Genomic DNA, 21,659 nt, shown 5'->3' with positions numbered 1-21,659 from the left:
ATTTAGCGCAGAAATTCGCGCTAAATTTAAAGAGCGAATTCCGCGGAATTTTGTAAATTTAAAGCTCAGACCTTTAAATTTAGGGGCGAATTCGAAGCTAAATTTTAAAATTTGCTTCGATAAATTTAGAAAGAGAAAGATGACCGCAAACGAACCGGAAAAACTAAGGCTCGGCATCCTGGATGAGGCGGAGCAGCACAAAGGTACGGCGTTTTCGATAATAGTACTAGCAGTGCTGGCCTCGGCGCTGTGGCTATTTTTCAATTTTAGAGATCAAAATGCAGCAATGATTCTCTGCTGGATCATAGTGGCATTTAGCTGCGGCAATATCTCTTATAGAGTAGTGAATAAAGATGCAAATATAGTGCGCGTATTTATCTTTTGCATCTTGCTGTGGATACTTGCCAAAGGCATAGAACTCAAGAATGATACCTTACGCTTCGTCATCGCACTCGTAACCATCTGCCTTTCGTTATTTAATATCGCGGGTGCTGCGCTAGAGCAAATCAAACACAACAGATCCAAAAAATTCGTCCGCGCATTTAAACACCAATATATCACGCCTTATATCGCAAGCCTAGGCTACCGCTATGAAATTTCAGGCTCGTTTCGGCCGGCGTATCTGCGCGCTAGCGGCCTATTTGTGGACGGCATAAGCTATTTTGATTGCGAAGATAAAATTTCCGGCGTTTATGACGGAGTATTTTTTTAGCTTTGCCGATGTCTGCGTGACCCACACCGACGAACGACGTAGCAGCAGGGGGATTTTTTTCTACGCAGAATTTAAAAAGCGCGTAAACTCGGTGGCAGTGATCCTGCCTTCGCTCAGCGCGAGACCAACACTTGGCGGACTTAAGAAGATCGTGATGGATGATAGCGAGTTTAGCTCCGCATTTAGCGTATATAGCGCCGATGCGGTGTCTGCAATGTATGCCCTCGCACCCGCCTTTATGCGGCGCTTGCTTCGCTTTAGAAGCGGTGCCGGCGGACCGATCAGTTTAAGCTTTTCGGGCAGAAACGTCTATATTTTCATCCGCACGGGATACGATAGTTTCGAGCCTAGCGTAGATCGCAGCGTATTGAGCTTTGATCCCGCCTCGTTTATCAAGCACGAGCTTCTATTCTTTCTCTCCATCGTAAAAAGTCTGAAACTAAACGAAAATATCTGGCAAGATTAAATTCTAAATTTGACCTTAAATCCGCAAATACGGAGGCTTTGCGCCGCCGCAAAATTTTGAAATTTTGCTTTAAATTTATGCGCTACTACGCCGCAACCGCTACAACAAAATTCCGCCTGAAATTCCGCGGCGCATTTAAGTCATGGAATTTATAGAATTCTTGTAGCGACATAAATTTTGCGACATAGGATTTATAGGGCTCTTAGCTATTTTATCCTAGCATATTGTGACAAAATCAGCGATCTATTAGCCGTTTAATATCGCCTTTGCTTAAATACGGCGCAAATATATGCTGCGGCTGCGAACCACTTAGTTTTACTAGCATATCACCTGCGCCTAGAAGCTTTTCGGCTCCGCTTTCGTCCAAGACAATACTAAGCATTAATGATGACATGTTAGTTGCAAAAATCTACCGAATGGAATTTTTATGAGATTTTGCGTTAAATTTTAATTAGATTTTATAACTCGCCTATAAATTTATGCTCGTGCAAATCCGCTCTGTATAGCATTATGATCTTGCCACTGCCGCTTACGCCACACGATCTTTATATGAGATTGCGACGAGGCTTTGTGCGTCCTAAATTTCATCAAACCCTCTAAAATTTTACCGCTTCGTGGTGCGTGAATAGACTCAGGGCAAATTTCGTTTCACTATTAGCGCGACAACGCGTGTCTTTTCTACTCACTTAATATATCAAGAGCCGCTTTTAATTGCTCTTTAAAGGTTTCTCTCAGATCTTTTGGCTCTAGTATCTCGATATCTGGAAGCCACTTTTTTATAAACGGCAATATCTCCATATCCTGAGTAAAATCTATGCTAAAAATAATGCTACCATCCGCTAGCTTCTTTTTAAATTTTTGAGTTGGGAAAAACAGCTTCATGCCCTCCTTAAAATATATAGCCACTTTCGGAGAAGCTTTTAATAGTGCTATTCGCGTCGGCTTGGAGGGCAAGCTCATAGTATTTTATTGAAATACGTTTCGTATTCCTTCAATATCTTTCCTTCGTATTTTTTTGAGCTTTTACTAAGCGATACGATAAAAGCCACTCTTAAAAGCCTAAAATTTCCATCGGCATCCTCGATAGCCAGATACCAATTACTATCTGTAAAAACTATCTTTAGACATTTCGCATCGATTAAATTCTCCATTTCACCGATATATTTATACTTGATGTTTCGGCATTCTTTATTTTTAACGGCATTGCGAAGCTCGCTTAAATATCTTTTACTTAGCTCATCTTGCAAAACCTCCAAGGGATTAGTTCTAAATAAAAATATATCCGAATCCTCTTTTAATTGTTTAGATACCTTCTCTTTTTCATGTTTATCTAAATCGTTAAACAACCTAGGATCATTGTCGTTTAATAAACTAATTAGCCAGCCTAGATCATTGCCATATTCTAAAAGACATTTTAAAACGCCGATTATATCTTTGTTTTTGTCATATACTCTTAATACTTTTACCGGTCTCTTGCCATGCCCTATGAGCTTGCTTTCTATCCTAAAAGCATACGGAAATAACTTGTCGATTTCGCCCATATACCTTCTAAGCGTTCTTTCCTTAATCCTTAACTCATCTAAAAGCTCTGTATCGGTAAGATAAATTTCTTGCTTTGCAACTAGCTTTTTTAAAATTTCAAAGATAACTATCGTTTTATTTTCTGCATCTGATGACATTATAACTCCTCGTATTCTCTAAATCTTGCGTGTTTAAATTCTCGTTTAATCACGACTTTGCCGTTTTCTACCTGCTCACTTACGATGCGGTTAGTAGTCGCATACACGGCTATCAGACCCATATTTTTAGCAAACCTTATCATATTATAAGTCGCTCCGAAATCACCCTGCACCAGCAATACATCGCCCGCTTTTGCTTGCTTTTTAAGTTTATCTTTATACGCTTCAACGAATTTTATTACGCTTTTTTCGGACGGGTCAATATCGCTCCACCTCGCATCGGCTATATTTATGAATTTATCGACATTTAAATTCTTCCTCGCGTCTTCTTCTTGCTCCGACGTCAAGGTGTGGTTTATTAGTGTAAAGAGGATTTTCATATTTTATTTCCCAATATATTTTGCTGTATACAAAATGAATTATATTTATCTAATAATCTTGATAACTCTTGCTTTGAGTCTTCTATCCTTTCGTTGGCATTACCATGAGCTAGATTATTTCTTAATTTTTCGGCATCTTTTATAAAATCCCTAAAGGCACCAAGAGTTTTTATACTTTCTAGCTTCTTTTGTATATTATCATGCACAGCGATGCTTGTTAAATAGGCCCCATTCCTCAATCCCATTTTTTTTACAATAGTCCTAGACTCATGCGTCAAATCATAAGCATTAAATTTTCTGCTGTTTTTAAAGTTATTTATATGCGCTTTTATATCGTCGCCAAAGCACTCAAAGCTTTCCGCGCAGTAATATCCTATAGCCTCGAATAGTAAAGTTATAGCATTTAATAAATAACCTTTGGAGTTTAGAATTTTAGACATTCTATAAAATTTTATGGAATCTTTTTCTTTGCCTATATCTTGAAGCTCCCTTATGTGTCGTTGTATATCTTCAAGACTGCCTTTAAAAGTTTCTATTTGCTCATTCTTCAAAATAAAATCTATATCGCTTAGAATTTTGTCGACATCTTTATTAAGGGCTTTTAGCGAATTCGATAGTATATGATTAGAGATAGTTGATAACCGACTTATGAGGTTGCAAAAATTCTTATTTTTAAATTTAGAAACTAATGAAACCGTGTAATTATGATTAAAAGTTTCTAGCACATACGACATATTTGCAAGCTCTAAATACTCTTTTAAATCGATTATTTCATAATCTTTATAAGGCTCCATCTCTTTTGCGAAAAATATATGCTTGATTTTATCTGTATTGTTTAGGCTTTGTGATATAAGCGAAATGGTAGCTAATATGGGGATATGCCTAAAACCATGCGTTAAATCTATTATATACTCTTCATTGTTTGACGTTACGTCATTTATGATGCGTAAAATTTTGTAAAAATCTTTATCGCTATCTATGAAATTTTCATCCTTAAAAAATTCACAATATTCTATATCAAATTCTTTTTTTAAAACTTCTATGTTAGTATCTTTAGCATCTTTAGTGAAAATAGGTATGATGTTTTGCTCGCCAAAATTATCAATTAGAAGTGGGAGCATATTTGTATATCTTTGTTTCTTTAAAGAGTAAAAACTGCCTAGTTTATCATCATATCTATAAACGGGTCTATCCTCAAATTTTTCTTTTGCGCGTCCTATACCTAAAATTGTTACAACTTTCATATTTTATTCCTCATTTTGCATATATGTTAAATCATAGTGTTTGACAGTATAATCGCTAGTGGAGACGTACTGCAAATGCCTGTCGTTGGGTATCGCAAACATCGCTCCGGCTATACTTATCGCCTTTTGTCCTCCCGTAACATCAAATACAATGTCGTCCTCTATAAAACCCTCTTGCCCAAGCTGGCTATATGCGCTTTCTAAAAATTTATAGACGCTTTTTGCGTCTTCGAAATTCTTTATATATCGTACATTTGTCATATCCGCGAGCTCCTTGCCAAAGAGATTTTGCACGCATTTTAAAAATTTCTCTCTATCTCCGTGAGATTTTTCAGAACAAGCGACTATAATCTTTTTCAGCCTTTGTTTGTGATAATCTATCGCTTTTAGCGGCATTCTATAATTATTTCTTCCATACTCATCGATAGTTTTAAATTTCAAAATTTCTTCTATTCCGCTATTATTTTCGCTTAAAAATAGCACCAGAACTTTAGCTCTTTTGGGTCTATCATTTATATCTATATCAACGTTTGGAACGCTTTTAGGAATTATATGCTTAATTGCGCAAAAGATCGCTATAGAGCCTAAAATTTGAACCAGCATAGTGCCGTCTTTGGCGCTCCATTTTAAAATTTCGCCGCCGAAAATTTTATCTAGCAGCGACGACATTCCGTCCGGTAACCAAGCGAAAAACAGCAATACGCCCGCGATGATAAAAAACGCCTTACGCTCTAAAAGAGAGCTTCCCAAAAGCGAAACGATTATTTTTTGAAAATTTCTTTTTTCATAATGCGTCATTTTTTAAATTCCTTTAGCATCTCCATTATCTTTAACGTATCTTGATAGTCTCTGTCTTTTTCCGGCTTTTTTGTTTAGTTTGTTCTTTCCATCTTCCAGTGGCGCAAATATACTCTTGTATGCCTTGAATGCTCGCGCCGTAAAGGTATTTTGCCATTTATACTCCTATCTATTAATTTTTGATATTTTAGCATAGATTATTTTTTATTTGCTTAAAATATATTTACTTCTCGCACCTATTTTTAATAAAAGTAATATAAAATAGATCTCCTTCAAATCGCAAAAGACGCACTGTTCGTTATATCCTTGCCTTTGATGTAAAAATCAAGCGTAGGGACGTACGAGCCGTAATTGCTCGGAGCGATATTGGCTAAATTCGGTACCTCTTGCGCCAAAGCGCCACTCATAACTCCAGCCGCTGCTAGCGACAACACAATCTTTTTCATTACAACTCCTTTAATTGATCTCGTCGACGTTTTACCTCCGACTTTGAACGCAATTATAGTGAGCCATAGTGTCAGATTCTGTCAGCCAAGGGGAAACCTTGAAAAATGAGAGGGAAATTTTAATTAAATCAGGAGGATAGATTGAAAATTTTAGGTGTAAAGAGGAACCGATTCCCTAGATCGGGGAAATTCTAACCGAATTCCTCGCCGCCTAAAATCATTCCTAGCAAAAGCCATATTTATTGAGCCATTCTAGCTCATTCATCCGACTCTCTTATTTAGTTTAACTCATTATTTTCAAATGCTTTTTTCGGAATTTTACTTAAGATAGCGTTGAGCTTCGCACCGGTATAAGTTGCGGTATGGATGATGATCTTTACTGGCGTAAAGCCATCTTGATAGTTATTGAAAGCCGATTTTACTTCAACAAAATTTATCATCATTGAAGCCATATCTCCTTCCACATCCGTTTCGGTTAGCAAAGGAAATTCGTTAAATAAGCATAGGGAAGTGCCATCAAAGCAGTTCTTTTGCGCTTTTCGGAACTGAGTGTCGAAAGGAACTAGAGCAACAACTTCGGCATTCAGCCTGCCCGAATACCTTTTAAACTTATTTTTACCGCTACTCTTAACTGCGCGCTCATAAACGCGTAACGGCGCAGCTCCTTTTGAAGCTAAAAAGCTTTTAACTTCCGAAAGCTTTACATCGTTTTCATAATCGGCTATCTTAAGCGAATTATCAAAGTAATCGTTTCCATATTGAGATTTTTCGCCCATATCAAATAAGACGATTAGCTCATTGGCTAGCCTTCTACTTTGAAAGTTAGTCGTAAACTCATCTTTTCTATTAACCCTTCCATAGTAGCTTTCCGGGTCCGGTTCTACACATCCTATTAAAAATAGAGCAATTAATACCAAAAACAGTGTTCTCATAACATTTTCCTTCCTTTAAATTTATAAACAATCGGGCAATTTGAAAAGCCGGTTATTCTATCCGTTGCATCGCCTTCCAATTGAAGCAAAGCAAAATTAGCTATCTTATTTAACTCTCGCGACGAATACTCGATAATCAATTTCCGATAGGTAAACTTATACTTACTTTTCATTATACGCTTTGTAACCCGCAAAATCATAAGTACTTTTATCGATCTCTTTTCTTGTTTCATAATCAATAAAAATTAGATCGAGTGATGAGCCTAACTCCATTAGCTCTCCGATCTCCTTAGAGGAATAAAGTGCTTCAGCCGTTTGTTTTTTAAAAGAATCAATAAAGGTGTAAGCGTCTCCCTCCATCTTATCTTTCTCATTCTGAGCTTTAACTTTATGAGGTGTGATTTCTACAACCATGTTAAGCTTTTTATTTTCTCTGTCGCAAGTTATCGGCTTATACACCATACCATATTCTCGCCAATATAGTCCCGGGTGATTGTCACCACTAAAAGCTCTATCTAATAGCGAAACGCTATACTCTCCTCTCGGAGCTATTTGAACTCTATCTCCATATTTATCTTTATCAAGGAACGACTCCGCCTTACGTTTAGATTCCTCATATCTTTCCTTATCCTTATTCTCTCTAAGGATACACCAAACATCTAGTTGCTGAGCCATTACCGTTTCTTTATCAGGCGGCATTACGATAAAACAACCAGAAAACATAACTCCGATCAAACCAAGCAAAAACACTTTAAACAAAATTTTCATACTTTCTCCTTTATTTTAAAATTCTTTTTCGAAAAATAACAAAATTATTCATAGAATTCAAACCCGCCATATCAACTTTGAGCGTGATTATAAGGAGTTTAGTTGTCAAATTCTGTCAATTTACGGAGTGCTTTTAAAAAATCCATTAAATTTTAGTCGTATATCTTGAAATTTAATCAAATCAGCGTGATCATACAGCATCATACGAGGCAAAACCCGTTTGTCTCAATCCCCTAGATCGGGGAAATTCTAATCAAATAGGAAAATACAATGGCAAATCTAAAAGATAGGATTAACGTTTCAATCCCCTAGATCGGGGAAATTCTAATCAAATAATTAATTCAAGGAGTTTACTATGCTAAGTTACCATATCTTGTTTCAATCCCCCTAGATCGGGGAAATTCTAATCAAATAAAATCGAGTTTTGCGGCAGTAAATATGGCTTATCGATGTTTCAATCCCCTAGATCGGGGAAATTCTAATCAAATTTTAACAAATTAATCTTTTTCAGAAAGGAGAAAAAATGCCAGACGTTTCAATCCCCTAGATCGGGGAAATTCTAATTAAATACTAGACCGATTAGAAAAAATCTTAGATCAAAACTGTGGAGGTTTCAATCCCCCAGATCAGGGAAATTCTAATCAAATCTAACAAAGACAAAGACTTCGGAGTTAAGAAAGACGGTCAGGTTTCAATCCCCTAGATCGGGGAAATTCTAATCAAATAGGGCGTTCGTGTAAATGCGTATGAGAATCGTGCGCTTGTTTCAATCCCCTAGATCGGGGAAATTCTAATCAAATCAGCCTAATTATGCGCAAAATCCTATTGCTCTAGCCGAAAAGTTTCAATCCCCTAGATCGGGGAAATTCTAATCAAATTCTGACGCTGACAGATGCCAAAAGATATATCGTTCTTTTGAGGTTTCAATCCCCTAGATCGGGGAAATTCTAATCAAATCGTAAAAGGAGAGAACTATGGCAAAAAAGCTTACTCAAGCTGGTTTCAATCCCCTAGATCGGGGAAATTCTAATCAAATAATAGCAATGATGATAGACCCGGAGAAGTTCAATGTTAAGGTTTCAATCCCCTAGATCGGGGAAATTCTAATCAAATCGTCTCCCAACTGGCGAGCTTCTAATCGGTTGGAAGGCTTGTTTCAATCCCCTAGATCGGGGGAATTCTAATCAAATGCGATCTCAGCCGGCGAGTGCAATAGCAGTTACAGCATAGGCGTTTCAATCCCCTAGATCGGGGGAATTCTAATCAAATCGGTGAAACACTATGCGGACGAGTCAGCGCATTTCCTAAAGTTTCAATCCCCTAGATCGGGGAAATTCTAATCAAATGCAGTAGAAAAGTACCTGAAAGATGCTAAGAAAAGCGTTTCAATCCCCTAGATCGGGGAAATTCTAATCAAATTCAAGGAGCATAAAATGCGTAACTCAGTAAAGTTGGGAGTTTCAATCCCCTAGATCGGGGAAATTCTAATCAAATCAAGACGTAGCAATGCTTCTAGAAGTGAGTGCTGCCTATGATTGTTTCAATCCCCTAGATCGGGGAAATTCTAATCAAATCAAGACGTAGCAATGCTTCTAGAAGTGAGTGCTGCCTATGATTGTTTCAATCCCCTAGATCGGGGAAATTCTAATCAAATTGACGCAAAATTTGGGCGAGGGTATGAGGCGTTTATAAAGTTTCAATCCCCTAGATCGGGGAAATTCTAATCAAATGCAGTAGAAAAGTACCTGAAAGATGCTAAGAAAAGCGTTTCAATCCCCTAGATCGGGGAAATTCTAATCAAATGTACTCTAAAGGCTATCTTATTAACGTACAAGCTAACGTTTCAATCCCCTAGATCGGGGAAATTCTAATCAAATATGATTAAGAACATCATATTTGAGAGTGAGGATGACCTGTTTCAATCCCCTAGATCGGGGAAATTCTAATCAAATGGACTACGGAACCACTAAAGAGGGTAAGATAATTGAGGTTTCAATCCCCTAGATCGGGGAAATTCTAATCAAATCTAAAAGACAAGACTTCTATAGCCTAGTGTATGACAGAGTGTTTCAATCCCCTAGATCGGGGAAATTCTAATCAAATTTAGATGTGAGGATAATGAGGCTAGTAAAGATAACTGGTTTCAATCCCCTAGATCGGGGAAATTCTAATCAAATTTAGATGTGAGGATAATGAGGCTAGTAAAGATAACTGGTTTCAATCCCCTAGATCGGGGAAATTCTAATCAAACCTAGAGTACTAGGAAACGTAACAACTTCAGAGATACAAGACATCGTTTCAATCCCCTAGATCGGGGAAATTCTAATCAAACGAGAATAAAATGAGAAAGAAGGCTGAACTAGGGTGCATGTGTTTCAATCCCCTAGATCGGGGAAATTCTAATCAAACTATATCCCATCCGTGTTGATTAATGGGAAATACTTGGTGAGGTTTCAATCCCCTAGATCGGGGAAATTCTAATCAAACTTGCTCGTCGGAAAGGTCGGGCAAAGAGGAGACTTGTTTCAATCCCCTAGATCGGGGAAATTCTAATCAAACATGGTACAGGTTCATTTAGGACAGAGGTTTGAGCACGACGTTTCAATCCCCTAGATCAGGGAAATTCTAATCAAACCATAAATGAGGGTCACACTGATTTTTGTGCTAATATGTTTCAATCCCCTAGATCGGGGAAATTCTAATCAAACCGACAAGATTTATTCCTTAACGAGGATTGGGGCGAATTGGGTTTCAATCCCCTAGATCGGGGAAATTCTAATCAAACGAGGTGTGGTTCGCCAATTGGAGCGGACTCGAGAACGGTGTTTCAATCCCCTAGATCGGGGAAATTCTAATCAAACTGCAGATAAAAAGAAAGTCCTTTTTAAAGGAGAAAAATGTTTCAATCCCCTAGATCGGGGAAATTCTAATCAAACTTTAAACGAAGTAACCGAAGGCGGTTTTTGCCAAGTCGTTTCAATCCCCTAGATCGGGGAAATTCTAATCAAACGCAACTGCGCTTACTCGTTAGGTGGCGAATGGGAGTTTTGTTTCAATCCCCTAGATCGGGGAAATTCTAATCAAACCAATGGAGCAGGTTTTTATTGCGAAATTTAAGACCTATAAAGTTTCAATCCCCTAGATCGGGGAAATTCTAATCAAACTTCATAAAGTTTATCTTTGGAGCGATTGGTTTAAAAGTTTCAATCCCCTAGATCGGGGAAATTCTAATCAAACTTAAGGAATTCATGAAAACCGGCTTTACCGTTATAGGTTTCAATCCCCTAGATCGGGGAAATTCTAATCAAACGTTCATAAAGTTTATCTTTGGAGCGATTGGTTTAAAGTTTCAATCCCCTAGATCGGGGAAATTCTAATCAAACAGCCCAAAAACCTCATTCAAATTGACAATGAGTTTTTAAAGAACTATTTGCGAGCGCCATTATATCACAAAACGCGAAAAAGTCCGAGAAAGAGGCGAAAAATTAATTTCAAATTTCGAGGTTTTTACTTATAGCGGGCTTAAAAGTACGGATTTAAGCGTCTTTACACAAGCGCAAAAGTCCGAAAATCTAAACGCAAAAATTAAAATTTTAGGCTTTTTCGAATTTCTGCTAAATTTCGTAAACGTAAAAAGCCCTAGAAATGGGGCTTTAAAAATAGGCTAAATAGCGGAAGTCCGAGAAAGGGTTTTTGGCGCGAGCGAAATTTAAGCTTTGCGGACATTTTAAAGCTTAATAGAATATAAAAGTGCGCTAAATTCGGGGTTTTAAATTTAAGAAAAGTCCGAAAATCAAATCCCTAAAAATGGGACTTAGACGTAGGTGCCAGGGGAACGAAAGATCTCACCTTCGCCTAGGCTCTCGCTTTTAGCCATACAAGTTTTGCAGATGCGGTAGAATAGGACTTTGTCGGTTTTAGGCTCGATTATGCGCGCGATGCACTGTTTTAGCTCGGCATAAATCCGCTCGGAGACGTCTAGCTCGAATACCGAGTAGTTCGCCCGCAGCCCGTAGCTTTCTAGCAAGGCGGCGAGTTTGTTGCGACGCTTAGTTTTGCAAACGTCGTAGCAGATGATTAAATTCATTGAAATCTCCCGATGAAAGGCTTATATTTTTCGTTTTGGGTTACGGCGCGTTTTAGGGCGTAGGCTTGCCTATCTATGATATCCTGCGCTTTTAGCTGTTCGCCTCTGTACTGCGTGCAAGCGAAGAGCTTTTCATTTACGTTTTTGGCGATATTTTGCCTGGTTGCGACAGATAGGAGTCCGTCTTTTATCTCAAAGGGCTCGTTTTTATTGACCATCGAGATTACGGCACGATCGACGATGAAGGCTCGAAATTCCTCGATGAGATCGAAGGCGAGAGTGGGCTTTTGCTCATCAAGCGCGTGCAGATAGGATACATGCGGCGACAGACCTGCGGCGGCAATGGATTTTAAAATTTTTGAATAAAGGATCGCGTAGCCGTAGTTTAGGGCGGAATTTACGATGTCGGTAGCGCCCTGCGTCACTCGCGCACTAAAGCCAAACTCGTAGTCGACTGCCTTTGCGATAGCCTGCCAGTAGGAGTTTGCGGCGCTTCCTTCAAAGCCCATAAGCTCGCTTACGCTTGCGGCGCCAGGGACGCGGAGCTTTAAAATTTCTTGCATCGCTTTAATTTCGGCGCCTAGATTTTTATGGTATTTGCCTAGATATTTTAGATAGTTGATCTGATTTTTTAGCTTGCCGATGATGAACTGCTGGGCGATGCGGAGCGATTTTTTGGTCGTTAGCAGCGAAATTTGCGAAGCAGCGGTTTTGGGTATGGCAGAATTTGCGCTAATGAGCGTGGCGTAGCTAAGATTAGTCTTTTCGTCGATGAAATTTATGGAAATTTTCTTTTTGGCGCACTCTTTGATGACGGCGGAGCTAAGCGAAATTTGAGCGTTTATGATGATCTGGCTGATTTGGTTTATGGGGAATTTGTGCTTGATAGCGCCTTTGCTTTTTAGCACGAGCTTTCCTTGCGACAGAGCGAGGAAGTAAAAAGGCGTCGTGATGTGGATAATCGAGCTTTGCGAGAAGGTTTTTAGATATTCGCGCTTTTTAGCCTCAAGGGCGTTTTGGACGGATTTGACGGCGGGACGCTTGGCGTTTTTGAAGTAGGTTAGAATTTTAGCCTTTTTAGCCGTTTTGCCTAGCTCGTAGGGGAAGTTTAGGTTGATTAAGGCTTCTGCTAGCGTCCGCTTGTCTGCGGTTTTTAGAAATCTGCGTATTAGGCTCGTTACGACCTCGCCAAAATGCAAGCAAAATCTATCTTTTTGCGAAGGTGAGAAAAGCTTAAGCGAAATGGCCTTTAGATGATACGCATAGGCGTTTAAATTTTCTACGCTTTGGCTTATCGCCTGCTTTTTGGCAGAGCTTGCGAGTTTGGCTAGAATGCGCTTAAATTTTTCCTCACCGATGCTTAAATTTGTGCCCTTAAAGCTTACGCCCAAAAAGACAAATTCGCTATCTTTGCCGTGAATGGAGGTTTTGGCTTCGTTTAGAGATAAGCTTATGGTTTTTAAAAAATCTTTCAGGCGCGCTAGCCTCATTTCGGCGGCCTCATATGAAGCAAAAAACATAACGAAATCATCGGCGTATCTGACGAACTCTACGCCCGAGTTTTCTAAAAATTTATCCATTTGATTTAGGTAGATATTCGAAAGAAGCGGGCTTAGGACATCGCCCTGATGAACGCCTTTTGTGTGAGCGCGGTAATCAAAGCGCTCAAAAATTCCGTTTTTGATCCAAAGCTCGATGAGCCTAATGATACGAGCGTCGCGGATATTTGCGCGTAAAATTTCAAGCAATTTTTCGTGATCGATATTTTCAAAGAAATCTTTGATGTCGGTTTTGACGGCGAAGCTGAAAATTTGAAAAAAATCGCGGGCGCGATAGATGGCATTGGCGTAGGATTTGCCGTTTCGATAAGCATAAGAGCGGTTTGAAAAGCTTTTATCAAAATAGCCTGAAAGCTCGCGAGTGAGGATATTTTGCACAAATTTATCTTTTAGCGAGGGTACGGCGAGCTTACGCAACTCGTCTTTGGCTTCTTTTGGGATAAAGGCTCGTTTTAAGGGCTGCGGCGAATAGGAAAGGCTAAAAATTTCGCTCTTTAGCTCAGCGTAAAATTCGCCCGAACAAATATCATCAGCGCTAAGTCCATCAAACCCCAAAGCCGTGCGCTTTAGCCTTTTTAGCGCGTATTCAAAGGCGCCTGCGGTAAAAATATCCTCTAAACTTAGATCAAACATAACGCCTCCTCGTCATTGCATTTAGCTAGTAAATATCGCGCAAAATGCGCCGATACCGTGATCTGCGGCAAATTTATCCGCTCCTCGACTCGCGACATAATTTCAATTCCACATCGCAATCCACGGCGAAATTTAAATCCGCTCTACCTTTATCTTGCCTAGTCCAAAAACCGTGCTTTTGCCGACCCCGGTAATTTGAGCGAGTTGTAAAAACTTTGCCGAGCGCTCATCAAGTCCGAAAACTCGCATCCGTCCAAGCAAGCCGCCAAATTGCATTTTAGTGTGCTGGCGGTTTGAGTAGCGATTGATGTCGTAAAAGCGCAAATCCTGCTCGAAACGGCGGAATTTTACCTCGAATTTATCTATAGCCTCGCCCGTTATGTTCTCAAATCTCATAGCGATTTGGCGAATAAAGGACTTAAGGTCGATCTCGCGGCGGACGAGGACGTTTTTTTGCTTCATACGAAGCGGGGTAAGAAGCGAAATTTCATAATCGCCCGCAGCAAAATCGGGCGTGAAATTTAATGGCCCAGGCTCATTTGAAAGCAGAAATTTAGGCTCTACGATTTCGCCGTTTAGAGTAAAATTTGAAAATTTAAACTTGCGCCTGCTTGCCTCAAGCCCGATTTCTTGCATATTTGCAATAGCTATAGCGACGTGAGGCAGATAGCGCACGGCATGCTCGAAAAGTAAAATTTTAAAATCAAAGCTCTTTTGATTAAGATTAATATCCAGCCTAAAATTTGGCGTATCGGATACATTTTCAAAAAATTCATTATATACGCATTCGCCGGAGATGTCGCATTTCTCGCAGTTTGCACTTACGAAAGGACAACTCGCCTTTCTAAGAGCGTATCCGAAAGCGCCCCTGATCGCCGAGCCAATAAAAGGATGCGAGGGCTTTAAATCCGTGCCGCAAATGCCTAGCTCTAAATATTTAAGCATGAATGACCTTTTGTATTTTTGAGAAAATTATACTATAAAATGAGCTTTTGTGTTTTAGACTAGCCAAGATGCTCACCTAATTGCCGGCAATTAAGAGCGAATTTTATCTCGGCTAGCATTTAAATTTAGGTTGCATGAAAGGTGCGCCAATAAGATAAATTTTATACTTTTGTTAATTTTCATTATTTTTCAAGTATAAGTAAGATATAATCTCGAACTTTTTTGAGGCGCCGTTGCACTCTTAAAGATAATTTGAAGATGGTGTCAAGAGAGAGACTTGAACTCTCGACCTCCGGCTTATGAGACCAGCGCTCTAACCAGCTGAGCTACCTTGACACGTGAAAAGAAATGGCAAGTATAGCTAAATATTCTTATTTTTAATTGAAACACTTTAAAAGGAGAGAAAATGAATGCGGCCTTAGTTCTGTTAGTCGTCATAGTTTTGTTAGTTTTGGCGTTAGTAGGCGCTTATAACTCGTTCATCGCCAAGCGCAACCAGGTGCGAAACATCGCTTCCACCGTCGATACACAGCTTAAAAAGCGCTACGACCTCATCCCAAATTTAGTTAGCGCCACGCGAGAATATATGAGCCACGAAAATGCCGTGCTAACGCGCGTTAGCGAACTTCGCTCGCAAGCGATCAGCGCAAGCTCTAACGCCGATAAATTTAGATTAAATAGCGAAATTTCGGCTCTTTTGGGACAGATCCGCGTTGCGGTAGAGGCGTATCCAAACCTCAAGGCTAACGAATCATTTGCCAAGCTACAAAACGCGTTGGGCGAGTGCGAGGAGCAGATCAGTGCCGCACGCCGCGCTTATAACGGCGCCGTTACAGTTTATAATAACGCTTGCGAGATGTTTCCTACCAACATCATCGCTAACGTTTTTAACTTCGTCAAAGCGGAATTTTTCGCCGCTAGCGAGCAAGAAAAGCAAGCCCCAAACGTCTCCGAGCTTTTCAAAAAATAAGCGCGAGACGTAGAAAATTTGCGATGAAATTTTAAAATTTCATCGCAAATAATGCGAGCGCCGCAAGGCTAAATTTATAGCGAGCAAAACAGATCGCGCACAAATAGCATGTTCTTAAAATAGATTTGCTTCGCACCCCGCGTGCTCGTCATCTTGTTTGAGATATTTTGCGGCATGCGGTACTTAGAATTTTAACAATAAAATTTTACGAAATTAATTTGATTTGTATTTTTTGCCAGGCAGCGGATCGTTTTGGCAAGCGGTGCAACGCCAAATTTTAAAAGTCTAAATTTCACAGTTTAAATTTTGGCTAGCTTGCCGCCGGCGTTATTTACGCAAACGGCGACAAAAGTAACGCTACGCTAGTCATGCGTTATTTTGCAAATTTGCGCCTCGGTCGCAGTTGCGAGGTCCTTCGGCGCAAGAGCGATCTGTTTTCCGCGTACGCCCGCGCTAACGTAAATTTTCTCCTGCGTTAGCGCTCGCTCGTCGATGAAGGTGCGGAAGTGCTTTTTCATCCCAAGCGGTGAGCAGCCGCCCCTGACATAGCCCGTTACCTTTTGCAAATCCTTCAAATCCATCAGCTCGCAACGTTTCGCGCCGCAGATGTGCGCGAGCGCCTTGAGATCGAGATTTAGATCGCCTTGCAGGCAGGCTACGACATATTCGTGATCCGCCGTGCAAACTATCGTTTTATAGACCCGCTCGATCGGCTCGTTCACGCTGTTTGCCACGTGCACCGCGTCTAAATTTAAAGGATCAACCGCGTATTCTTTAATCTCGTAAGGGATTTTCAGACCGTCCAGTACGCGTGCAGCGTTCGTCTTTGAGCTCATTTCGCCTCTTTAAATTTAATAGCGGATTTTGTTTTCTTTCAAAAAATCGCGCAGATCTTCGTATTCGCTATGATCAAAATAGCGCCATTTGCCGGGCTTTAACATCCCAAGCGTCATTCTACCGAATGCCGTGCGCTTAAGCTCCACGACATCCAGATCGAAATAGCCGAAAAATCTACGTAGCTCGCGGTTTTGCCCCTCGTTAATGATCGCTTTTATCTTCGTATAACCGCCGCTGCTAGGCATTATGCGGTAGCCCAAAAAGGGTTTAAATTCCATCGATTTGATCTTACTTTTGGCGTGCGCACCTTTGCTCGCATCTGCAGCAAAAAAGCCCTCGCGGATCGCCGTTACTACCTCCTCCTTCACCTCGCCTTTTACCTTTAGATAGTACTCTCGCTCGATGTCGCTGTTCATCAGCGCTGTAGCGATCGCGGGCGCATCGGTTAGCAGCAAAAGCCCTTCGCTTGCGAAATCCAAACGCCCTACGCTAACAAATCTACTAAATCCCTCCGGCAAGCTATCGTAAATCGTCCGCCTGCCGCGATCGTCTTTTTTAGTAACTAACTCGCCTTTGCGTTTGTTATAAACGATCATCGTAAATTCCGTCTTGGGCTTAATGAGGCGCGAGCCGATGCGAATCTTCTCCTCGCCGCTAACCTCTATAAAATCGCTAACGACGCGACCGTTAATGCTAACCTTGCCCTGCTTGATCAGCTCGTCCGCCTCACGGCGTGAGTAGGCAGTGTTATGGGAGATAAATTTATTCAGACGCATCTTTTGCATTATTTTAGCCCCAAGCTCGTTAGATCGTGGATATGCAAGATCCCCGCGGGCACGCCGTTTTCGACCACGGGCAGGACCTGGATTTTAAATTGCTCGATCAAATTTAACGCGTCTATTGCGAGCATATTTTTATCGTCCAGTATTTTAGGATTTTTGGTGGCATATTTTAGCGCGCCGTCATTGATGTCAAAATCCTCTCGCATCAGCGCACGCCGCAAATCGCCATCGCTTAAGATCGCCTCGAGCGCGCCCTTTTCGTTCACTAACAAAACGGTGCCGAGCTTTCCGTGCGTCATAATGTCGATAGCTTGTTTTAGGCTGGCGTTACGGTTTGCAACCGGTAAATTTTTACTTTGCATCACGTCTTTTACTTTTACGAAAAGTCGCTTGCCGAGGCTGCCGCCCGGGTGAAAATTTGCAAAATCCTCCTTGCCGAATCTGCGCTGCCTCATCAAACAGATCGCTAACGCGTCGCCCAAACCGAGCGTTAGCGTCGTAGAAACCGTAGGCGCGGCGCCGAGCGGGCAGGCCTCTTTGACGATGCTAAGGCTTATGAACTCGTCGCAAACCTTGCCGAGCGAGCTATTTTTATCGCGCGCCATCGCGATGATCTTCACGCCGAAGCGTTTGAGGTGTGGCAGAATTCTAACCAACTCCTCGCTCTCGCCGCTAAAACTGATCGCAAGCACCATGTCGTCCTTGCCAATCATACCCAGATCGCCGTGCAGCGCCTCCGTAGGATGGACGAAAAACGACGGCGTGCCGGTACTGGCAAGCGTCGCAGCGATCTTAACGCCTATGTGGCCGCTCTTACCCACGCCGGTGACGATTACCTTGCCTTTGCAAGCTAGGATCAAGCTTACGGCTCGCTCAATTTCGCCGCCGATAAGATCCGCATGCCGCAAAAGCTCCGCCCCTTCGAGCCTTAGCACCTCTCGTGCCATATCTAAAATTTCACTCATTAAACCTTCTTTTTAAAATTTACTTTCATTTTGCGCCTCTTTATGCCGCGCCTAAATTTGCGCTAGCCGAAATTTCGCACCTTTGAAATTTGCGCCATAAAATTATAATCTACAAAATCGTGCGCCGCTCTGCCCGCTTGCCGCAGGCTTCCTAGGCATTCTTTAAATTTTGCCTTACGCCGAAATTCTGTGCTAAAATTTTACTAGCCGCTTTAAAATTTCGCGCTGCAAGACCTGCTAATGCCGCTTTGAAATTCCAACGCTGCAAAGCCCGCTTCCGTCGCAAAATTTCACGCCCGAAAGCCCACCCACGCCATTAAAATTTCACTTGCCCGCCGCAGATCAAAGCCGCCCCTGCTCGCTAAATTTAGCCGCGCTTACATCAAATAAATCACCGGCACGATGGTCGGATATTTTTTGATCTTTCTAAAGATGTGCTTGCGCACAGCCTGGCGGATCTTGCCCTCCAGCGCCCAGTGATCGAGTAGAATTTCATCTTTTAAATTTGCCAAAAACTGCTCGATGATGCCCTGCATCTCCTTGGTAAAGTGTGCCGTTTGGTTCTCGGCGACGAGCCCGTAGGTGATGACACGCGTTTGGATGAGTCTCTTTTCGTTTTTGTCGATCTGCGCGATGATGACCGCGACGCCCGCATCGGCTAAATTTTGGCGGTGTTTGACGATCTCGTCGGAGATCTGCTTGTTGATCTGGTTGTCGATGAAGACCTTGCCCGTCTTGACGGTCTTGACGCGCTTTAGGTATTTTTCGCAAACCTCCATCTGATCGCCGTCGTTCATCAAATAGATATTTTTCTCCTCGATGCCGCACTCTATCGCGGTCTCTTTATGCTTTACGATGTGGTTGTACTCGCCGTGCACGGGTAGGAAAAATTTCGGCTTTATTAGGCGCAGCATGAGCTTTTGCTCTTCGATCGAGGCGTGCCCGCTTACGTGTATCTCGCTGAAGTCCTGATACGCGACCTTTGCGCCGCTTTTTAGCAGGTAGTTAAGCACGGTCGAGACGCTGCTTTCGTTGCCGGGAATCGCCTTGGCGCTGATGATTACTTGATCGGTGGATTTGATTTTAATGTATTTGTGCTCGTCCGTCGCCATGCGGTACAGCGCACTCATCGTCTCGCCTTGCGAGCCGGTAGTAACGATTAAAACCTCATTATCGGGGTATTTGGAGACCTGATCGGCATCGACGAAGATCTTTTTGTCTAAATTTACATATCCAAGCTCCATCGCGGTAAATAAATTTCGCTCCATGCTTCGTCCGATGACGCAAACCTTGCGGCCGTATTTTACACCGCGCTCTATAGCCTGATAGACGCGGTGGATGTTTGAGCTGAAGGTGCTCATTATCACGCGCCCTTTACAGCTCGAAAATATCGTATCAAAGGTCTTGCCTACCGAGCTTTCGGACTTTGTGATCCCCTCTTTGTGCGAGTTCGTGCTATCGCTCATCAAAAGCATAACTCCGCGATCGCCGTAATAAGCTAGGCGGTTCAGATCGGTCGGATAGCCGTCGATCGGCGTATGATCGATCTTAAAATCGCCCGTGTGGATGATCGTGCCCGCTTTCGTCGTAATTGCAAGCGCGCTCGCATCGATAATGGAGTGCGTTATGTGGATAAACTCGACCTCAAAATCGCCGATCTGATAAAGCTGGCGCTTCTGCACGGGCCGAAAGTAGCTACGCTCGGCTTTAAGGCCGTGCTCTTCGAATTTATTGCTTATCATCCCCAAAGGAAGCGGCGTAGCGTAGATCGGGAATTGAAATTCTTTGAAAAAATATGGCATCGCGCCGATATGATCCTCGTGCGCGTGGGTGATGAGGATGCCCTTGATCTTGTTTTTTATCTTTCGTACATAATCGAAGTCGGGGATTAAAATGTCCACGCCTAGCATGCTCTCCTCTGGAAAACTCATACCCACGTCCACGATGATTGCGCTCGTATTGGTCTCAAAAACGGTCATATTCGCACCGATCTCGCCCAGTCCGCCAAGCGGCGTGATACGCACCGTCTCGTCGCTGCGATTAGCGTCTTTAAGCGGGTGCAGGCGCTCCTCGTGGATTAGCTTATTTTCCGCGATCGCCTCTTCCATCGCCTTTTGCCACGGCTCGTTGCCGGTGAGGCTCTTTGGCATATTTGAGCGCTTTTTGTGCTTTTTCTTTTTCTGCATGTCTGCGGAGCTTGCATCGTCTGCGGCGCTAGAATTTGCGCTTTTTGCGTTATTACCATTCGGTTTTACGGCGCCGTTTAAATTTGCGCCGTTACCGCCCGCACCGTTTTCGTTGCTTTTTGGATATGCACCGCCGAAATGCGCACCACTCGCACCGTTCGAATTGCCGTTTGACGAGCCTCCCGCAGAATTTGATCCGTTGCGAGAGCCGTTTTTTGAACCCTTTGAACGAGCGGAATTTTGCCCGTTTTTCGCGCCTTTGTTTTTGTGAGAGCCGTTTTCATGCTCGCCGCTGAATTCCGCGCCGCCCGCAGAGCCCTCACTCGCGATAGATTTTTTTAGATTTTCCTTGCGTTTTTTGTAGCGATTGCTTTTTTTGAGTCGTTCGACACCGTTTTCATTTCTGTTTTCTTCCATCTTTTACCCTTAAATTTTTAAAAATTTCTAAAAAAAAGGTGGAATTTAACTCGTGCGCCCGAACTGTGGGCGGAATTTGCAAATTTAAAGAGATCTCTTCGACTAAGCCTCTATCAAATTTTGCGCTTAAATTTTTAATAAGCGTCTTTCGTGGCGCGCTGAAAGATACGCGTAAAAAGCTTTTAAATTTCTCGTATTCATCGAGATTCTGGAAGCGGGCGCAACTTTTTACGCCGAGGCCGTCTGCGTTTATCTCGATGCCTGGCTTAAAATTTTTGCCTTTTATGAGCCTGATTACCGATGAGGTTACCTTCGGCGCGGGCTCGAAACAGTCGGGCTCGACGTCGAATAGAAGCTCGCAGCCGCCCGCAAGATCGGCCAGGATCGAAAGAGCGCTAAAATCGCTTTGCCCTGCTCTAGCGCAGAATTTTAAAGCGACCTCCTTTTGGATCATCACCAAAAATCCGCCGCATAGCTCATCATCGATCGCCTGCAAAATCATCTTCGTAGCAACGTAGTAGGGCAAATTTGCGACCAAAAAATATTCGCCGCGCTCAAGTCCCCGCCGCTCCTGCCAAATCCGCAAAGCATCGCCCAAAACGAGCTCAAGCTCGCCGCTAGCGATCTGCTGCGCAAATTTAGCGCTTAAAATTTGATATAAATCTTCATCTATCTCGAAACTCTTTAATCTGTAAAATTCCAAAAGCTTGCGAGTTAAATCACCTAAGCCAGCCCCGATTTCAACGACATTCTGTACGCTCCCGGGAATCGCTTGGATGATCTTGCTTAAAACGGCTTCGTCTTTTAAAAAATTTTGCCCGAACTCTTTTTTCGCCCTAATCATCGCGAGAGT

General features: G+C 42.1%; 20 protein-coding genes, 1 tRNA gene and 1 CRISPR repeat array. Of the genes, 3 read left to right on the top strand and 18 right to left on the bottom strand.

All coding sequences use genetic code 11. The features are described 5' to 3' along the window. Positions 1-139 precede the first annotated feature (139 nt). Positions 140-712: a hypothetical protein gene (locus CGRAC_RS00370; RefSeq protein WP_040304028.1), complete on the top strand. Its 573-nt coding sequence runs from the start codon at positions 140-142 to the stop codon at positions 710-712. Next, positions 693-1,178 carry a DUF3137 domain-containing protein gene (locus tag CGRAC_RS00365; RefSeq protein WP_050346284.1) on the top strand — a complete coding sequence of 162 codons (486 nt, stop codon included), beginning with the start codon at positions 693-695 and terminating at the stop codon, positions 1,176-1,178. Before CGRAC_RS00370 ends, CGRAC_RS00365 begins: the two co-directional genes overlap by 20 nt. Before the next feature lie 235 nt (positions 1,179-1,413). Here CGRAC_RS00365 and CGRAC_RS11645 read toward each other — a convergent pair whose 3' ends face one another. The 13 genes from CGRAC_RS11645 to CGRAC_RS00310 form a co-directional block, all read right to left on the bottom strand. Further along, the gene (locus CGRAC_RS11645; RefSeq protein ID WP_156187197.1) at positions 1,414-1,560 is read right to left on the bottom strand and encodes a hypothetical protein; all 147 of its coding nucleotides are present in this window, start codon (positions 1,558-1,560) and stop codon (positions 1,414-1,416) included. Between the two features lie 296 nt (positions 1,561-1,856). Next, positions 1,857-2,138, bottom strand: a complete 282-nt coding sequence (locus tag CGRAC_RS00360) for a WYL domain-containing protein (RefSeq protein WP_040304029.1) — start codon at positions 2,136-2,138, stop codon at positions 1,857-1,859. Beyond that, on the bottom strand, positions 2,135-2,857 hold the full coding sequence (locus tag CGRAC_RS00355; RefSeq protein WP_005871594.1) for a hypothetical protein: 723 nt from the start codon (positions 2,855-2,857) through the stop codon (positions 2,135-2,137). Before CGRAC_RS00355 ends, CGRAC_RS00360 begins: the two co-directional genes overlap by 4 nt. Further along, positions 2,857-3,237: a CRISPR-associated protein Csx20 gene (gene csx20 / locus CGRAC_RS00350; RefSeq protein WP_005871595.1), complete on the bottom strand. Its 381-nt coding sequence runs from the start codon at positions 3,235-3,237 to the stop codon at positions 2,857-2,859. Before csx20 ends, CGRAC_RS00355 begins: the two co-directional genes overlap by 1 nt. Continuing rightward, the gene (locus tag CGRAC_RS00345; RefSeq protein ID WP_005871597.1) at positions 3,234-4,481 is read right to left on the bottom strand and encodes a CRISPR-associated DxTHG motif protein; all 1,248 of its coding nucleotides are present in this window, start codon (positions 4,479-4,481) and stop codon (positions 3,234-3,236) included. Before CGRAC_RS00345 ends, csx20 begins: the two co-directional genes overlap by 4 nt. A 3-nt stretch (positions 4,482-4,484) precedes the next feature. Then, a complete protein-coding gene (locus CGRAC_RS00340; RefSeq protein WP_005871598.1) occupies positions 4,485-5,279 on the bottom strand; it encodes a hypothetical protein in 795 nt (264 codons plus the stop codon). Positions 5,280-5,551: 272 nt separating this feature from the next. After that, positions 5,552-5,725, bottom strand: coding sequence for a hypothetical protein (locus CGRAC_RS11640; RefSeq protein ID WP_005871599.1), 174 nt, complete (start codon positions 5,723-5,725; stop codon positions 5,552-5,554). 278 nt (positions 5,726-6,003) lie between these two features. Next, a complete protein-coding gene (locus CGRAC_RS00335) occupies positions 6,004-6,657 on the bottom strand; it encodes a hypothetical protein (protein WP_005871600.1) in 654 nt (217 codons plus the stop codon). 162 nt (positions 6,658-6,819) lie between these two features. Then, the gene (locus CGRAC_RS00330; RefSeq protein WP_005871601.1) at positions 6,820-7,425 is read right to left on the bottom strand and encodes a hypothetical protein; all 606 of its coding nucleotides are present in this window, start codon (positions 7,423-7,425) and stop codon (positions 6,820-6,822) included. 222 nt (positions 7,426-7,647) lie between these two features. Then, positions 7,648-10,808: a CRISPR direct-repeat array (repeat unit 37 nt; unit sequence GTTTCAATCCCCTAGATCGGGGAAATTCTAATCAAAC). A gap of 431 nt (positions 10,809-11,239) precedes the next feature. Beyond that, complete coding sequence (gene cas2 / locus CGRAC_RS00325; protein ID WP_005873074.1) at positions 11,240-11,512, bottom strand: CRISPR-associated endonuclease Cas2; 273 nt, start codon at positions 11,510-11,512, stop codon at positions 11,240-11,242. Continuing rightward, complete coding sequence (cas1, locus tag CGRAC_RS00320) at positions 11,509-13,704, bottom strand: CRISPR-associated endonuclease Cas1 (RefSeq protein WP_005873073.1); 2,196 nt, start codon at positions 13,702-13,704, stop codon at positions 11,509-11,511. Before cas1 ends, cas2 begins: the two co-directional genes overlap by 4 nt. A 132-nt stretch (positions 13,705-13,836) precedes the next feature. Continuing rightward, entirely contained in the window at positions 13,837-14,649 is an 813-nt protein-coding gene (cas6, locus tag CGRAC_RS00315) for a CRISPR system precrRNA processing endoribonuclease RAMP protein Cas6 (protein ID WP_005873071.1), read from the bottom strand. Positions 14,650-14,908: 259 nt separating this feature from the next. Then, positions 14,909-14,985: transfer RNA gene (locus tag CGRAC_RS00310), tRNA-Met, on the bottom strand. Positions 14,986-15,055: 70 nt separating this feature from the next. Here CGRAC_RS00310 and CGRAC_RS00305 point away from each other — a divergent pair. Beyond that, positions 15,056-15,619 carry a LemA family protein gene (locus tag CGRAC_RS00305; RefSeq protein ID WP_005873070.1) on the top strand — a complete coding sequence of 188 codons (564 nt, stop codon included), beginning with the start codon at positions 15,056-15,058 and terminating at the stop codon, positions 15,617-15,619. A 362-nt stretch (positions 15,620-15,981) separates the two neighbouring features. Here CGRAC_RS00305 and ybaK read toward each other — a convergent pair whose 3' ends face one another. The 5 genes from ybaK to rsmA all read right to left on the bottom strand — a co-directional run bounded on the left by ybaK (position 15,982) and on the right by rsmA (position 21,650). Beyond that, a complete protein-coding gene (gene ybaK, locus CGRAC_RS00300; protein ID WP_005873068.1) occupies positions 15,982-16,455 on the bottom strand; it encodes a Cys-tRNA(Pro) deacylase in 474 nt (157 codons plus the stop codon). Between the two features lie 15 nt (positions 16,456-16,470). After that, a complete protein-coding gene (locus CGRAC_RS00295; RefSeq protein ID WP_172539843.1) occupies positions 16,471-17,232 on the bottom strand; it encodes a pseudouridine synthase in 762 nt (253 codons plus the stop codon). A gap of 8 nt (positions 17,233-17,240) precedes the next feature. Then, positions 17,241-18,203, bottom strand: coding sequence for a KpsF/GutQ family sugar-phosphate isomerase (locus CGRAC_RS00290; protein WP_005873066.1), 963 nt, complete (start codon positions 18,201-18,203; stop codon positions 17,241-17,243). 377 nt (positions 18,204-18,580) lie between these two features. Then, the gene (locus CGRAC_RS00285; RefSeq protein WP_005873064.1) at positions 18,581-20,806 is read right to left on the bottom strand and encodes a ribonuclease J; all 2,226 of its coding nucleotides are present in this window, start codon (positions 20,804-20,806) and stop codon (positions 18,581-18,583) included. Beyond that, positions 20,787-21,650 carry a 16S rRNA (adenine(1518)-N(6)/adenine(1519)-N(6))-dimethyltransferase RsmA gene (gene rsmA, locus CGRAC_RS00280; protein WP_005873063.1) on the bottom strand — a complete coding sequence of 288 codons (864 nt, stop codon included), beginning with the start codon at positions 21,648-21,650 and terminating at the stop codon, positions 20,787-20,789. Before rsmA ends, CGRAC_RS00285 begins: the two co-directional genes overlap by 20 nt. Positions 21,651-21,659 lie beyond the last annotated feature (9 nt).

The sequence above is a fragment of the Campylobacter gracilis genome (assembly GCF_001190745.1).
GTDB lineage: Bacteria > Campylobacterota > Campylobacteria > Campylobacterales > Campylobacteraceae > Campylobacter_B > Campylobacter_B gracilis.
This window is presented reverse-complemented; position numbering and strand designations above follow the sequence as displayed.

What these genes read in the sequence shown, in the direction of transcription:
- CGRAC_RS00285 (WP_005873064.1), bottom strand. Translation starts at nt 20,806, where the DNA reads ATGGAAGAAAACAGAAATGAAAACGGTGTCGAACGACTCAAAAAAAGC.
- cas6 (WP_005873071.1), bottom strand. Translation starts at nt 14,649, where the DNA reads ATGCTTAAATATTTAGAGCTAGGCATTTGCGGCACGGATTTAAAGCCC.
- CGRAC_RS00340 (WP_005871598.1), bottom strand. Translation starts at nt 5,279, where the DNA reads ATGACGCATTATGAAAAAAGAAATTTTCAAAAAATAATCGTTTCGCTT.
- csx20 (WP_005871595.1), bottom strand. Translation starts at nt 3,237, where the DNA reads ATGAAAATCCTCTTTACACTAATAAACCACACCTTGACGTCGGAGCAA.
- rsmA (WP_005873063.1), bottom strand. Translation starts at nt 21,650, where the DNA reads ATGATTAGGGCGAAAAAAGAGTTCGGGCAAAATTTTTTAAAAGACGAA.
- CGRAC_RS00295 (WP_172539843.1), bottom strand. Translation starts at nt 17,232, where the DNA reads ATGCGTCTGAATAAATTTATCTCCCATAACACTGCCTACTCACGCCGT.
- CGRAC_RS00365 (WP_050346284.1), top strand. Translation starts at nt 693, where the DNA reads ATGACGGAGTATTTTTTTAGCTTTGCCGATGTCTGCGTGACCCACACC.
- CGRAC_RS00330 (WP_005871601.1), bottom strand. Translation starts at nt 7,425, where the DNA reads ATGAAAATTTTGTTTAAAGTGTTTTTGCTTGGTTTGATCGGAGTTATG.
- CGRAC_RS00335 (WP_005871600.1), bottom strand. Translation starts at nt 6,657, where the DNA reads ATGAGAACACTGTTTTTGGTATTAATTGCTCTATTTTTAATAGGATGT.
- cas2 (WP_005873074.1), bottom strand. Translation starts at nt 11,512, where the DNA reads ATGAATTTAATCATCTGCTACGACGTTTGCAAAACTAAGCGTCGCAAC.
- CGRAC_RS00305 (WP_005873070.1), top strand. Translation starts at nt 15,056, where the DNA reads ATGAATGCGGCCTTAGTTCTGTTAGTCGTCATAGTTTTGTTAGTTTTG.
- CGRAC_RS00355 (WP_005871594.1), bottom strand. Translation starts at nt 2,857, where the DNA reads ATGTCATCAGATGCAGAAAATAAAACGATAGTTATCTTTGAAATTTTA.
- CGRAC_RS00290 (WP_005873066.1), bottom strand. Translation starts at nt 18,203, where the DNA reads ATGAGTGAAATTTTAGATATGGCACGAGAGGTGCTAAGGCTCGAAGGG.
- CGRAC_RS00370 (WP_040304028.1), top strand. Translation starts at nt 140, where the DNA reads ATGACCGCAAACGAACCGGAAAAACTAAGGCTCGGCATCCTGGATGAG.
- CGRAC_RS11640 (WP_005871599.1), bottom strand. Translation starts at nt 5,725, where the DNA reads ATGAAAAAGATTGTGTTGTCGCTAGCAGCGGCTGGAGTTATGAGTGGC.
- CGRAC_RS11645 (WP_156187197.1), bottom strand. Translation starts at nt 1,560, where the DNA reads ATGCTTAGTATTGTCTTGGACGAAAGCGGAGCCGAAAAGCTTCTAGGC.
- CGRAC_RS00345 (WP_005871597.1), bottom strand. Translation starts at nt 4,481, where the DNA reads ATGAAAGTTGTAACAATTTTAGGTATAGGACGCGCAAAAGAAAAATTT.
- CGRAC_RS00360 (WP_040304029.1), bottom strand. Translation starts at nt 2,138, where the DNA reads ATGAGCTTGCCCTCCAAGCCGACGCGAATAGCACTATTAAAAGCTTCT.
- cas1 (WP_005873073.1), bottom strand. Translation starts at nt 13,704, where the DNA reads ATGTTTGATCTAAGTTTAGAGGATATTTTTACCGCAGGCGCCTTTGAA.
- ybaK (WP_005873068.1), bottom strand. Translation starts at nt 16,455, where the DNA reads ATGAGCTCAAAGACGAACGCTGCACGCGTACTGGACGGTCTGAAAATC.